We start from the raw sequence: 13,044 nt of genomic DNA on the forward strand, positions 1-13,044 counted from the left end.
GCAGTTGATCGGATGACGGCTGTTGAGTCTAGGCTCGCGGCATGATCACGACGCTGGCGATTGAAGGTTTCCGCTCTTTGCGGCACATAGTGCTGCCCCTCACCGGGCTCACGGTGATCTCGGGAGCTAACGGCGTCGGAAAGTCGAGCGTCTACCGCAGCTTGCGCCTGCTTGCTGAGGTTGCCCAGTCCGGTGCCATTGCGGCGCTCGCGAGAGAAGGCGGCGTGCAGTCCCTGTTGTGGGCGGGTCCAGAGGCAGGAGCCTCTGCGGCACGTCGTTCCGGGCATCCGGTCGAGGGAACGATGCGTCGCGATGTCGTCGCACTCAAGCTCGGTTACGCCAGCAGCGACTTCGGCTATGCCGTCGATTTCGGGCTGCCTACCAATCAGCGGACCATGTTTGCTCGTGACCCGGAGATCAAGGCAGAAGCCGTCTTCAACGGCTCGGTGTTGCGCCCTGCCACCGCGCTGACGGAACGGCGCAACGGGGCAGTGCGCGTGCGGGGTGATTCGGGCGAATGGGTACCGCACGACTACCGGCTGCGGCCCACCGAGAGCATGGTGGCCGCGTTCGCGGACCCGTCGACAACCCCTGAACTGCTGACGGTGCGCGAAAACCTCGGTTCATGGCGCTTCTACGACCACTTTCGCACCGACCCGCACGCGCCGGTGCGGCAGCCGCAGCTGGGCACTCGTGCTCCGGTGCTGAGCCACAGCGGCACCAACCTTGCTGCCGCACTGCAGACGATTCGCGAGTTCGGCAATGCCGCTTTGCTTGACCGCACGATTGCGCAAGCCTTCGATGGCGCTTCGGTGAAGGTGCAATCCAGCGACGGGTTGTTCTCGCTCGTGATGGCGCAACCCGGGCTCTTGCGGCCGCTCGATACCCACGAGCTCTCGGATGGCACCCTGCGGTTCTTACTGCTGGTTGCGGCATTGTTGTCGCCCAACCCGCCCGCGCTGCTCGTGTTAAACGAGCCCGAGACGAGTCCGCATCCCCGGTTGCTTGCACCCCTGGCGGAGCTAATCCAGGCGGCAGCCGAGCAGACTCAGATCGTGGTGGTGTCGCACGCCTCTGAGCTTGTTGAGCAACTCGACGAATCAGGAGCGAGCCGCATCCATCTCGTCAAAGTCGACGGTGAAACCGCGGTTGACGGGCAAGGGATGCTGGATGAACCCGCGTGGAGTTGGCCGAAGCGCTAGTCAGTTGTGCGGCGGCGCTCGCTAGCCAGCGGATGCCACCTCGCGAATGAGGTCGCGCAGCTCGCCGAGCTGGGGCCGGTTGTCGCTCGCCCGCCACTGCATCTCGAGTGCCAGTGTTGCGGGTTGTGCGAGCGGAATCGCCACGAGATCTTCGGGTAGGTGGCCGATGAGTGCGGCGGAAACGAGCGAGAAGGCTCGAGCTTCTGACAGCAAGTACAGTCGCGATCCGACGATGCGGGGCGGGCTCACGAGAAGCAGCGGAGTAAGCCCGCGCGAGGTGCAGATTTCGAGTAGGTAGTCGAAGTAGGCGGGGTTTTGTTCGCGCGGCCAGAGCAGCAGGGGGAGATCGCCGAGTTCGGGGAGTTCAAGGTGGGCAGCCTTCGCTAGCGGGTGGTTGCGGCTGAGCGCGACGAAGACTTGTTCGCGCACGATCACTTCGGTTTCGTAGCCTTCGGCGGCATCCAGAAAGCGACCGAGGCCGATATCGGCGTGTTCGCTCACGAGACGAGTGGAGACGCCGCCCGTGTCGACAAGAACGTCTTCGATGCGCACAGAAGACAGACTGTGCTCGGCCCGACTGATCACGGCGGGGAGGAGTCGGTTGACCACACTGGGGGAGGCCACAATGCGGGCCGTGCGGATGCGGCTCGGCTCGTAAAGCTGCACCTCGCGAACCACCTGATTGGCGTGGCTAAGCAGTTGGCGGCCCTCGGTCGCCATTGTCTCGCCGGCGTGCGTGAGCTTTGCTGAACGGCCGGATCGGTCGAGCAGGCCGACCCCGAGAGCGCGTTCGAGCCGACTCACTTCTTGACTCACGGTCGGTTGCGAGATCTGCAGTGCCTCGGCGGCTCGTCCGAAGTGTCCAGCATCGGCCACGGCAACGAAGATCTCCACCTGACGCAGCGTAATTTTCATAGGCTAAGGCTATCTAACCCGCATCGACTCTTTCTGGTTTCTTTGCAATTGACTGGCTACGGTTGAAGTAACGGCACGCCTCCGGCGCAGCCTCAGCGACGAGCATCAGCGAAGAAAGAGATTGACTATGTCTACTCCCGTCATCCACGTTTCCCAGGAAGTTCAGGATGCTGTTCGCGAGAACCGCCCCGTGGTCGCCCTCGAGTCCACCATCTTCACTCACGGCCTTCCTCGCCCGCGCAACCTCGACGTTGCTCTTGAAGCCGAAGCGGGGCTGCGCGCTCAGGGCGTGACGCCCGCCACGATCGGTGTCTTCAACGGCGTAGCGACGGTCGGCCTCAGCACCGAGCAGATCACCGAGCTCTCGAACACCGACAACATCGCCAAGGCCAGCCTGCGCGACCTTCCTGTCGTTCGCGCTCTCGGCATCCACGGCGGCACTACCGTCGCAGCAACCGCGTTCCTCGCGCACCACGCGGGCGTCAAGGTCTTCTCGACCGGCGGCCTCGGCGGCGTGCACCACGGAGCCTCCGAAACTTTCGACGAGTCGGCCGACATGACCACGTTGGCGCAGATCCCCATCCTCGTCATCAGCGCCGGAGTGAAGTCGATTCTCGACATCCCCGCCACCCTCGAGCGCTTCGAGACTCTCAACATCCCCGTCATTGGTTACGGCACGACCAAGTACCCGGGCTTCTACGTCACCGACTCAGGCTTCAGCATCGGATACTCGGTCGACACTCCCGAAGAGGTCGCCGCGGTCGTCACCGCTCGCGATGAGCTCGGTCTGCCGCAGTCCGTATTGCTGGCTAACCCCGTTGCCGCCGATAAGCAGCTTCCTCCGGAGCAGCTCGACGACATCCTCGCTCGCGCTTGGGCCGAAGCCGACAAGCAGGGCATCAGCGGAAATGCCTCGACCCCGTTCCTTCTCGACTTCATCCAGAAGGACACCAAGGGGCTGAGCCTCGACGTCAACGTTGAGGTCTACCGCGGCAACGTTGCTCTCGGCGGACTCGTCGCCACGGCGCTCACCCGCTAGCGGCGAGCCCCTCGTGCTCGGAATCATCGGCGACCTCGTTGAAGACGTTGTCGTCTGGCTGGCTGAACCGCTGAGGCACGGCACCGATACGGCGGCGGAGATTTTTCACACCCGCGGCGGTAGCGGTGCGAACGTCGCCAGTTTTGCTGGGCGACTCGGCCCCACGCGCTTCATCGGCTGTGTCGGCAACGACCACCTCGGCACCCTGCTCGTCGAGGGTCTCGAGGCCGAAGGTGTTGACGTGCGCGTGCAGCGCAAACACGTCACCGGCACCGTCATCATCCTGATCGACCAAGACGGCGAACGCAGCATGGTGCCCAACCGCGCGGCTGCAACAATGCTCGACGAGGTGCCTGATGAGTGGCTCGACGGGCTTGAGCTGTTGCACGTCTCGGCCTACTCCTTCAACGGTGCACCCGTGGGCGAGACCGTGATTGACGTGATTCGTCGTGCCAAGCAGCGCGGGATTCTCGTCTCGATCGACGTCTCGTCCACCGGCATGCTCGCCCAGTACGGCATCGACCGCTTCCTCGATCTCATGGCTGACCTCAGCCCCGACTTCTTGATCGGCAACGCCAGCGAAATGGAATGCCTTGGAGTCGTCGTCGACGGGCAGCCGGGTGCTGTCGCTGCGAGACTCGCCAACACCATCATCGTGACGAAGGCGGGAGCGGATCCCACCCTCGTTCACGCGCCTGGTCGGGAGCCGCTGACGGTTGCTGTGCCACCGGTTCCCGAGGTCCGAGACCTCACCGGCGCCGGTGATGCCTTCGCTGCAGGATTCCTGACCTCGTACCTTGCCAGCAGAGACCTGCAGAAGGCGTGTGTGGGCGGTCACGCTTCCGCGGCGCTCGTGCTGGCATCGCCGGGAGCATCCTCCGGAGCAGCGTCGAAGTGACACGTCTCTTCGTGAAGATCTGTGGCATCAGCACTGCGGATGCGGCAGCGGCGGTCGCCGACAGCGGTGCCGATGCGATCGGGTTCGTTTTCGCTCCCGGCAGCCCCCGTGAGGTCAGCGCCGAGCACGCGCGTTCTCTCATCGCGGGCTTACCGTCCACGCTCGAAACGGTGGGCGTCTTTCGCAACCAACCGATCGAGACGGTGCTCCGCACCGCGCAGGCGGCCGGTATCTCCACAGTGCAGTTGCACGGTGACGAAACTGAAGCAGAGTTTGACCGGCTGCGGGCAGAGGGCTTCGGCACCATCCGCGCCCTGTCTATCGATGATTATCGCCAGCTCAGCCGTGACGGAGTGCTGCGCGCCGACGACCGATTGCTGATCGACGCGGTGACGCCGGGCGGCGGAGCAGCGTTTGATCCCACGCTGCTGTCGGATGCTGCGCCTGACGGCTTCTGGATTCTGGCCGGTGGCCTCACCCCGCAGAATGTGGCCGAGCTTGTCGGCATCATGCAGCCGGGAGGCGTTGACGTGTCGAGCGGCGTCGAAGTGAGCCGAGGCGTGAAGGATCCCGCACTGATTCATGCTTTCGTGGCGGCTGTTCGCGCCGTCTGAACGGCGGGGTAAACCCCACTGGCGACGCAGCCGAGCGACGAGGCTAAGTCGCGAGCGCGATGAGGCCGAAGTAGGTCGCGGCGGCGACGCCGATGCCGAGGACGAGGTTGGCGGCAACGCTAGCGATGGCGGTCTGGAGCCGCTTCATGGTGGCGATCTGCATTGTTTCAACGCTGAGGGTGCTGAAGGTGGTGAGTCCGCCGCAGAGTCCGGTGAGCAGCACGAGCTCGAGGTTGGCGTCGATCGTGCCAATGTGCGCCATGCCAGCCAAGGTGCCGCCGAGGGCAGAGCCGATGATGTTGACGACGAGCACGGCCCACGGGAACCGCTTGTTCGGAACAAACGCGCGTGCGGTGAGGTAGCGCAAGACGGCCCCGGCGGCTCCGGCGCCCAGGATCGCAAACACCACGCCCGCGGTCATTCGTTCACCAAGTCAGGACGGCGTGCGCGAGCGAAACCGAGGCGCAGGCCCAGTGCGGCCGCGGCGAGTCCGAGCACCATGGTGGCGGCGAGGTAGATGAGGGCAGGGATGAGCTGGTCGGCACCAATGAGTTGCACGACGGCGACGGCAAGTGCGGAGAAGGTAGTGAAGGAACCGAGAAGACCGGCGCCTAAGCCGGCACGGGCCCAGACCGGGGCTGGTGTCCACAGCTCGGCAACGACGAGTGCCAGCACGAAACTGCCGACGATATTGGCGATCAGGGTGGAGAGGGGAAACAGCCCATCGTCGGTGGCAAAGGCAAGATCGAGGGCGAACCGCATTCCGGTGCCGATGGCACCGCCTACGGCAACAGCAGCGATTTCACGGATCATGCGCTGCCTTCCAAATGCCAGTTCTCGGGTCTGTACTGCCTATACAGTCACCCTATGGCAAGCGGGCGCTGCCCCGCGCCCCGCGCGCAGTCCTAGACTGAAGCCATGACCCGAACTGCTGCGCGCCGCCGCCGTTGGCCGTGGATCGTGCTCGCCGTAGTTGTGGTGTTGCTCGTGCCCATCGCTATCATCGTCGTGCCGATTCTCACGCACGAGAGCGCGGGTCAATCGAACCAAGAACTCACCGCCGGCGAATGGCCGCTCTCTGTCACCGCCGAGGGGGATGACGGGCGAACCCGCACGCTCAGCGTCGCCGGTGAAAACGGCGAACCCATCGACACCGAAGCACTCGTTCGTGACGAAAGGGTGGTCGTGACGGGAACCGGCTACGACGGCACGCAGGGTGTGTACGTTGCCGTGTGCGTCATCCCAGAAACACCCGCGGGCAAGCCAGGGCCCTGCATCGGCGGAGTGCCGTCGCAGCAGCAAGAAAACGTGGCCGAAGGCACCGTGCAGTGGGCCCCGAGCAACTGGATCAACGCCGACTGGGCGTGGCGGCTCTTCGGCGCTCGGAGTTATGACGACACCGCCACCGGCACCTTTACGGCCTACCTCGAGCTCGGCGACCCGCAAGGCGAAGATGCTGACTGCATCACGAATGAGTGCGGCATCTTCACCCGCAACGACCACACCGCGCTCAATGACCGGGTGCAGGATGTCTACGTTCCGGTGAAATTCACCGAATAGCGCCGCGCGCTTGACATTGACGTAACGTCAACCTCTACCGTCGAGGTATGGCACACGACACCCCACCGCTCGCCGAGCGTTCGATCAACGACGTCGCCCGCCTCACCGGCACGACATCGCGCACGCTGCGGCACTACGACGACATCGGGCTGCTCACACCAAGCCGGGTCGGCACCAATGGCTACCGCTATTACGGCGCGGATGCTCTCGCTCGCCTTCAGCGCATTCTGCTGTTGCGCGAACTGGGGCTCGGCCTTCCGGCCATTGCCGAGGTTCTCGCCGGGCAGCTGGACGACACGGCTGCGCTCAGAGACCATGTGCGCCTGCTCGAAGGCGAGAAGCAGCGAATCGATCGGCTCATTGCGTCGGTGAGCACCACCATCCATAAACTCACAGAAGGAGAGCCACTCATGGCGGAAGAAATGTTCGACGGATTCGACCACGCCGCCCATAAGGACGAAGTCGAGCAGCGCTGGGGCGCTGACTCGTATGCGGCGAGTAACACCTGGTGGAAGGCGATGAGTGCGGCCGACCAAACAGCGTTCGTTGCGGCACAGAAACAGTTGGCGGCCGACTGGGCCACTGCTGCCGAGCGCGGCGATGACCCCGAGAGCGACGCCGCTCAGGTGCTCGCGCAGCGTCAGTTCGACGCGCTTGTCGGTATCCCCGGCACTCCGAGCGAAGGAAAAGCGGGGCCGCCCCAGGAGTATTACCTCGGGCTTGCCGACCTGTATGTCGCTGATCCCCGCTTCGCTCGCAATTACGGCGGGCAGGCGGGTGCCGAGTTCGTGCGCGCGGCCATGGTTGCATTTGCGGCCGCACGCTGGAGCTAGTCCGCGCCGCTGATCTGTCGCACGCGGGTGGGTTGCGGGCGGGTTGCGGGGGTGCTCGCGCTGCGCGGGTGCGGCGCCGCTACGGAACGGTGACGTCGGGGATCGGCTCCGGCGTCTCGACGCTCTCGCCAGAGACGGCGGCCGGCACCATGAGGCGCGGAATCGTGAAGTGCACAATCGGCCCGATCAAGAGCGCGAACGCGAGCGTGCCCCAACCGAGGTTGCCGCCGAGGATCGCGCCGATCGTGAGCACGACAAGCTCGATGCTGCTGCGCACGATCCAAATTTTGCCGCCGTAGCGGTGGTGGATGCCGGTCATGAGGCCATCGCGCGGGCCGGGCCCAAAGCGTGCTCCGAGGTAGAGGCCCGTGGCAATGCCGAGCAAGAGCAAGCCCGCGACGAACACGAGGATGCGCAGGGCAAGTCCCTCAATCTCCGGCAGCATCCACAATCCGAGTTGGGCACTGGGGCCCACGAGCGCCACGTTGAAGACGGTGCCGATGCCGGGCTTCTGGCGGATCGGGATCCACAGCAGCAACACGATCAGGCCAATGATGTTGGTCACAAAGCCAAAGGGGATGCCGGTGCTGAGCGAGACGCCCTGCCCGAGGACGTCCCACGGGGCGACCCCGACCTCGGCGCGAATCATCAGCGCGATGGCGAAGCCGTAAAAGAAGAGGCCGGTGCCGAGCTGAACGATGCGTCGTGTCATGGTGAGGCGAGGAGTCATGTAAGTATCCAATTACGGAATTGGACTCGGAACAAGAGGCCAATCGCGGTATTGTGGCCTCATGAATAGCCTTTCTGCCCGCGCATTGGTTGTGATGATGGGCGAGTGGCGTGCGAGTGGATCGAACGCTGCCTATCTGGCCGTCTCTGACCGCATCCGCCTCCTCATCATGGATGGCCGCATTCTGACCTCGACGCGCCTGCCAGCCGAGCGCGAGTTGGCGCTCGCTCTCGGGGTGAGCCGCACCACGGTGACGGCGGCCTATTCGGCGCTCCGCGAGGGCGGTTACGTCGAGAGCACGCGTGGCTCAGGCAGTGTTGCTCAGTTGCCGCATCGCGCAAGCCTGATCCCTGATTCCGCTGCCCCGCAGATGCTCGATTTCAGCAAGTCGACCATTTCGGCCGCTCCCGAGGTGATTGAGGCATCCCGCCGTGCTGCCGAACAACTGCCGGCCTACCTGGGGGAGTCTGGCTTCGACCCGGTAGGGATCCCGGCGCTGCGTGAGGCCATTGCCCAACGCTATGCCGACCGCGGCCTGCCGACGAGCCCCGACCAGATCATGGTGACGCTCGGCGCACAGCACGCCATCGCGCTGATTTCGCGCACCCTCATGTCACGCGGTGACCGCGCCCTCATGGAAAACCCGAGCTACCCGCACGCCCTCGATGCGCTCCGGGCGGCTGGCGCGCGACTCGTGCCGGTCGGTGTTTCGACCGAAACCGGTTGGGATGCCATCGCCGTTGAGCAGGCTATCCAGCGCACGAGCCCCTCGCTTGCGTACCTCATGCCCGACTTTCACAACCCGACCGGTCAGTCGATGCCCGAAGAGCTGCGCGAAAAAATACTGACCCTCGCGGAACGCCACGGCACCGCAGTCATCGCCGACGAGACAATGGCCGAACTCGATCTGGATGGCAACGGCGTCCGGCTGCCCTTCGCCGCTCACGGCAACGCGATCTCGGTGGGTTCGGTCGGCAAGACAGTGTGGGGTGGGCTGCGCACAGGGTGGATCCGCGCCGACCACGCCACCATCCGCCAGCTCGTTCGTGCTCGCTCCGCCGGTGACCTTGGCACCCCGCTGCTCGAACAGCTCGTCGTCACCAACATTCTTGAGAGCTATCCGGCGATTCTGGATGCTCGGCGCACGTCTCTTCGGGCCGGCCGCGAGCACCTCTCCACCCTCCTCGCCGAGCAACTGCCGTCCTGGCAGGTGCCGCACACCCCCGGCGGAATGACCGCGTGGATCAATCTCGGCCAACCCGTCAGCTCGCAGCTCGTGCTCGCCGCCCGCAACGAAGGGCTCGTGATCGCGGCTGGTCCGCGGTTCGGCATGGATGGCGCCTTCGAACGCTTCCTGCGCATTCCGTTCAGCGGGGGCGCGGCCGACCTGGAACAGGGCGTCTCGGCGCTCGCCGCAGCGTGGTCGACGGTGATGCGGCATCCGTTCTCGCCAGCGAGCAGTGAATTCGCGAACGTCGTCTAAGTCGCACGACGGAGAGAGCGTCATTTCGGCTTCGCACCTTTAACGTAGATGTAATCTCGCGAGAGTACGCGGAATACTGAGCGTGCTGAGAGAATTGACCTAACCAAGAAGTGGTTTTTGCGACCGCGCCCGCGTTTAACAGCAACGAAAGTTCCCTCGTGCATCTGCTTTCTGTCTTCTCCCTGCGTAACCGCGCTCTCATCGCGCTCGTGACGATCGTTATCGGAATCTTCGGTGGCGTTGCTTTGACGTCGCTCAAGCAAGAGCTCATTCCGTCGCTGTCGTTGCCGCAGATCTTCATAGTCTCGACCTACCCGGGCGCATCTCCGGCGGTTGTTGATAAGGACTTGGCTGGCCCGCTTGAGGCCGCCATCCAGGGTGTTGAGGGGCTTGAGTCGACGACCGCAACCTCGAACTCGAACTTCGCCAACATTTCGGCATCCTTCGAATACGGCACCAACATCGCCACTGCTGAGCAGAAGATTCAGCTCGCCATCAACCGCATCTCCGGCCAGCTTCCTGACTCCGCCGACACTCAAGTTTTCACCTTCAACTTCACCGATCTTCCGGTCGTGCAGATCGCAGTCTCGAGCGATCTCGACCCTCTTGAGCTCTCCAGCAAGCTCGAAGCATCCACTCTGGTTGAACTCAATAAGTTGGATGGCGTCAGTGACGCAAGCCTGCTGGGTACGTCTACTCAGCGCCTGGTTATCACTCCCGACCAAGACGAACTGTTTCTCAACGGGCTGAACAATCAGGACATCATTTCTGCGCTCGACGACAACGGCGTGCTGTTGCCAGCCGGTGAGATCACCGAAGACGGTCAGACCCTCACCGTGCAGGCCGGTCAGCGCATCACGACGGCAGACGGCATTGCCGAACTGCCTCTGCTTGGGGGATCGAGCACCGAGATCGTGACGATCGCTGACGTCGCAACCGTTGAGGTGATTGACGACCCAGCAACCGGAATCTCTCGCGTGGATGGTGAGCCCTCACTCACCATTGCGATCACCAAGAGCCCCGCCGGCAACACTGTCGCCGTCTCCGAGGCCGTTCTTGAAGCAATTCCTGAACTCGAAAGCGCCCTCGGAAGCAACACCAAATTCACGGTCGTCTTCGACCAAGCCCCCTTCATCCAAGAGTCGATTGACAGCCTCACCACTGAGGGACTGCTCGGTCTCGTCTTCGCCGTGATCGTGATTCTGGTGTTCTTGCTGTCGATTCGCTCGACGCTGGTGACTGCGATCTCGATCCCGGCATCCGTGCTCATTACCTTCATCGGTATGCAGGTGTCGGGCTACACCCTCAACATCATCACCCTCGGAGCCCTCACGATCTCGATTGGTCGAGTGGTGGATGACTCGATTGTGGTCATCGAGAACATCAAGAGACACGTCTCGATGGGGGAGCCGAAGCTTCAGGCGATCCAGACGGCAGTGAAGGAAGTTGCGGGAGCCATTACGGCCTCCACCGTGACGACCATTGCCGTGTTCTTGCCTCTTGCTCTTGTCGGCGACATCACGGGAGAGCTGTTCCGCCCGTTCGCGTTGACGACCGCCATCGCGCTCGCCGCATCACTCTTCGTATCGCTCACCATCGTGCCGGTGCTCGCCTACTGGTTCCTCGGCAACAAGGCTGTACCGCGCCACACCGAAGACGCTGTCGAGCACGCGCACGCAGCGGGTATGCCTCAGGAAGAGAAGACCAACGCCCTGCAGCGTGGCTACCTGCCCGTGATCAAGTGGACGCTCACGCGCCCCGTTGCCACACTCATGACGGCTGTTCTCCTGCTCGGTGGAACAGTGGCACTCGTGCCGTTCATGAAGACCAACTTTATTGGCGACAGCGGACAAAACACTCTGACGGTCAACCAAACCCTGCCGCTCGGTGCAAGCCTCGAAGCTCGCGACGAAGCCGCCAAGAAGGTAGAAGAGGTTCTCATGGATCTCGACGGCATCGAGACCGTACAGCTCTCGATCGGCTCCAGCGGCGGCTCGCTGCGGGCCGCATTCTCCGGCAGCGGCGCCAACGCGTTCTCGCTCACGACAGACCCCGATCTGGACCAGACTCAGTTGCAAGAAGATGTGCGCGACGCTGTCGCTGGCATCGAGGATGCCGGCGAGATCACTCTGGCTGCCGCATCCAGTGGTTTCGCATCGAGTGACATCGAGATCAACCTCACCGCTACGAGCGATTCCGAACTGCGTGAAGCATCGGATGCCCTGCTCGAGCAGGTGCGTGACCTCGACATCGTTGCCGAAGCCACCAGCAACCTGTCGGAACAGCAGCCATTCATCTCGATCGTTGTTGACCGCGACAAGGCCGCCGAAGTCGGGCTGAGCGAGATTGCAGTCGGTGGAATTGTGACCGGTGCGATGAACCCGAATGCGGTCGGTAGCGCCGTCATCGACGAATCGACGCTCTCGATTTACATTCTCAATGACCTTGCGCCCACCACGATTGAAGAGTTGGAAGACTTCGAGATCCCGGGTGCCACCGGACTCATCCCGCTGACGGATGTCGCCACAGTGTCCGTTGACGACGGCCCCGCGAGCATCACCTCGGTGAAGGGCGTACGCAGTGCGACCCTGAGCGTGACGCCGAGCAGCGACGACGTGGGAACGGCATCCGCTCTGGTTGCTGCCGCTGTTGACGAAGCAGAATTGCCCGCGGGCGCTTCGGCTGAACTGGGCGGCGTCGCTACTGAGCAGACGGATGCGTTCCAGCAGCTTGGCCTCGCGCTCCTGGTCGCAATTCTCATCGTGTACGTCGTGATGGTGGCAACCTTCAAGAGCCTCCGCCAGCCGTTGCTGCTGCTGGTCTCGGTGCCCTTCGCGGCAACCGGTGCCATTGCGCTTCAGGTGATCTCGGGCATCCCACTCGGTGTCGCCTCGCTCATCGGTGTGCTCATGCTCATCGGTATCGTCGTGACGAACGCCATCGTGCTCGTTGACCTCATCAACCAGTACCGCGTGAAGGGCATGCGTGCTCGCGAAGCCATCATCGAGGGTGCATCGCGTCGACTTCGCCCCATCCTGATGACCGCTGCGGCGACAATCTTCGCGCTCCTTCCCCTCGGCATCGGTGTCACGGGTCAGGGCGGCTTCATTTCGCAACCGCTCGCCATCATCGTGATCGGTGGACTCGTCTCCTCGACGGTCCTCACCCTCGTGGTGCTTCCCGTTCTCTACTACCTCGTTGAGGGAGCCAAGGAGCGTCGCGAAGACAAGAAGGCTGCCGGCACCGATCGCAAGAGTCGTCGCGCGGCGAAGAAAGCCGGTCGCGAGACTCCGGTGGTTGCCACCGCAGAGTAATCCGTGAGTGGTCTAGTTTCCCCACGCCGGTTCAGCTGCCGTGGGGAAACAGAATTTCTGTCACTATTGCAACTGGCTTGCCGCGGATAGAAACGGATCACTCATGCTCGACAACATGTCATCGTTCACGACTCTCGCCATACTGCTGCCCGTTGTGCTGCTTCTTGTGGGGGTGCTGCTGGTTTACGGCATTATTCGAGCCGCCGTAGTCGGAGCACTGCGCGATCACCACAAGTGGCTCGAGCGTCGCGAGTCGAAGGTGAATTCGCAACCGCAGCCTGTTCAGCAGACTGACCTCCGGGACTTCCCTTACAACCACAACGTTTAGTGAGCCGGCGAAGCGGCCAGTAGCGGCATCCGCTCGAACCTCGCTATTAGGGCCTCGATCGAGTAACGTAGTCAAGTCGGCTCAAGACAGCGCGAAATCTCGCGTATGGGTTTGTAAGTCTTGCGGGC

General features: G+C 63.3%; 13 protein-coding genes. 9 read left to right on the top strand and 4 right to left on the bottom strand.

The annotated features are described in order from the left end of the window. Positions 1–41 precede the first annotated feature (41 nt). Positions 42–1,202, top strand: a complete 1,161-nt coding sequence (locus I6E74_RS02645; protein ID WP_197122752.1) for an AAA family ATPase — start codon at positions 42–44, stop codon at positions 1,200–1,202. A gap of 21 nt (positions 1,203–1,223) precedes the next feature. Here the strand turns inward: I6E74_RS02645 and I6E74_RS02650 are convergent, their stop codons facing one another. Next, the gene (locus I6E74_RS02650; protein WP_197122754.1) at positions 1,224–2,117 is read right to left on the bottom strand and encodes a LysR family transcriptional regulator; all 894 of its coding nucleotides are present in this window, start codon (positions 2,115–2,117) and stop codon (positions 1,224–1,226) included. 127 nt (positions 2,118–2,244) lie between these two features. Between I6E74_RS02650 and I6E74_RS02655 the strand changes: the two genes are divergently transcribed. From I6E74_RS02655 to I6E74_RS02665, 3 genes are read left to right on the top strand one after another with little or no spacing between them, the layout of a single operon-like run. After that, positions 2,245–3,156, top strand: coding sequence for a pseudouridine-5'-phosphate glycosidase (locus I6E74_RS02655; protein ID WP_197122756.1), 912 nt, complete (start codon positions 2,245–2,247; stop codon positions 3,154–3,156). Positions 3,157–3,169: 13 nt separating this feature from the next. Further along, positions 3,170–4,054, top strand: a complete 885-nt coding sequence (locus I6E74_RS02660; protein ID WP_197122758.1) for a carbohydrate kinase family protein — start codon at positions 3,170–3,172, stop codon at positions 4,052–4,054. Then, entirely contained in the window at positions 4,051–4,668 is a 618-nt protein-coding gene (locus I6E74_RS02665) for a phosphoribosylanthranilate isomerase (RefSeq protein WP_197122760.1), read from the top strand. The genes I6E74_RS02660 and I6E74_RS02665 overlap by 4 nt, the downstream gene beginning before the upstream one ends. Positions 4,669–4,711: 43 nt before the next feature. Here I6E74_RS02665 and I6E74_RS02670 read toward each other — a convergent pair whose 3' ends face one another. Next, positions 4,712–5,089, bottom strand: a complete 378-nt coding sequence (locus I6E74_RS02670) for a CrcB family protein (protein WP_197122762.1) — start codon at positions 5,087–5,089, stop codon at positions 4,712–4,714. Then, positions 5,086–5,481, bottom strand: a complete 396-nt coding sequence (locus I6E74_RS02675) for a CrcB family protein (RefSeq protein WP_197122764.1) — start codon at positions 5,479–5,481, stop codon at positions 5,086–5,088. The genes I6E74_RS02670 and I6E74_RS02675 overlap by 4 nt, the downstream gene beginning before the upstream one ends. A 105-nt stretch (positions 5,482–5,586) precedes the next feature. Here I6E74_RS02675 and I6E74_RS02680 point away from each other — a divergent pair, with 105 nt between their 5' ends. Both I6E74_RS02680 and I6E74_RS02685 read left to right on the top strand, forming a co-directional pair. Then, complete coding sequence (locus I6E74_RS02680) at positions 5,587–6,228, top strand: hypothetical protein (RefSeq protein ID WP_197122766.1); 642 nt, start codon at positions 5,587–5,589, stop codon at positions 6,226–6,228. A gap of 47 nt (positions 6,229–6,275) precedes the next feature. Further along, on the top strand, positions 6,276–7,061 hold the full coding sequence (locus tag I6E74_RS02685; RefSeq protein ID WP_197122768.1) for a MerR family transcriptional regulator: 786 nt from the start codon (positions 6,276–6,278) through the stop codon (positions 7,059–7,061). A gap of 79 nt (positions 7,062–7,140) precedes the next feature. Here I6E74_RS02685 and I6E74_RS02690 read toward each other — a convergent pair whose 3' ends face one another. Next, a complete protein-coding gene (locus I6E74_RS02690; RefSeq protein ID WP_197122770.1) occupies positions 7,141–7,791 on the bottom strand; it encodes a YitT family protein in 651 nt (216 codons plus the stop codon). 61 nt (positions 7,792–7,852) lie between these two features. On the opposite strand from I6E74_RS02690, the gene I6E74_RS02695 reads away from it, so the two are divergent. The 3 genes from I6E74_RS02695 to I6E74_RS02705 all read left to right on the top strand — a co-directional run bounded on the left by I6E74_RS02695 (position 7,853) and on the right by I6E74_RS02705 (position 12,916). Then, positions 7,853–9,274, top strand: a complete 1,422-nt coding sequence (locus I6E74_RS02695) for a PLP-dependent aminotransferase family protein (RefSeq protein ID WP_197122772.1) — start codon at positions 7,853–7,855, stop codon at positions 9,272–9,274. A 158-nt stretch (positions 9,275–9,432) separates the two neighbouring features. Continuing rightward, positions 9,433–12,588, top strand: coding sequence for an efflux RND transporter permease subunit (locus tag I6E74_RS02700; RefSeq protein ID WP_197122773.1), 3,156 nt, complete (start codon positions 9,433–9,435; stop codon positions 12,586–12,588). Positions 12,589–12,691: 103 nt separating this feature from the next. Beyond that, positions 12,692–12,916: a hypothetical protein gene (locus I6E74_RS02705; RefSeq protein WP_197122775.1), complete on the top strand. Its 225-nt coding sequence runs from the start codon at positions 12,692–12,694 to the stop codon at positions 12,914–12,916. Positions 12,917–13,044 lie beyond the last annotated feature (128 nt).

This window comes from Salinibacterium sp. SWN139 (assembly GCF_015864625.1).
GTDB lineage: Bacteria > Actinomycetota > Actinomycetes > Actinomycetales > Microbacteriaceae > Rhodoglobus.

Coding starts and splice junctions, on each gene's coding strand:
- I6E74_RS02685 (WP_197122768.1), top strand. CDS start 6,276: ATGGCACACGACACCCCACCGCTCGCCGAGCGTTCGATCAACGACGTC.
- I6E74_RS02650 (WP_197122754.1), bottom strand. CDS start 2,117: ATGAAAATTACGCTGCGTCAGGTGGAGATCTTCGTTGCCGTGGCCGAT.
- I6E74_RS02680 (WP_197122766.1), top strand. CDS start 5,587: ATGACCCGAACTGCTGCGCGCCGCCGCCGTTGGCCGTGGATCGTGCTC.
- I6E74_RS02645 (WP_197122752.1), top strand. CDS start 42: ATGATCACGACGCTGGCGATTGAAGGTTTCCGCTCTTTGCGGCACATA.
- I6E74_RS02690 (WP_197122770.1), bottom strand. CDS start 7,791: ATGACTCCTCGCCTCACCATGACACGACGCATCGTTCAGCTCGGCACC.
- I6E74_RS02695 (WP_197122772.1), top strand. CDS start 7,853: ATGAATAGCCTTTCTGCCCGCGCATTGGTTGTGATGATGGGCGAGTGG.
- I6E74_RS02705 (WP_197122775.1), top strand. CDS start 12,692: ATGCTCGACAACATGTCATCGTTCACGACTCTCGCCATACTGCTGCCC.
- I6E74_RS02655 (WP_197122756.1), top strand. CDS start 2,245: ATGTCTACTCCCGTCATCCACGTTTCCCAGGAAGTTCAGGATGCTGTT.
- I6E74_RS02670 (WP_197122762.1), bottom strand. CDS start 5,089: ATGACCGCGGGCGTGGTGTTTGCGATCCTGGGCGCCGGAGCCGCCGGG.
- I6E74_RS02675 (WP_197122764.1), bottom strand. CDS start 5,481: ATGATCCGTGAAATCGCTGCTGTTGCCGTAGGCGGTGCCATCGGCACC.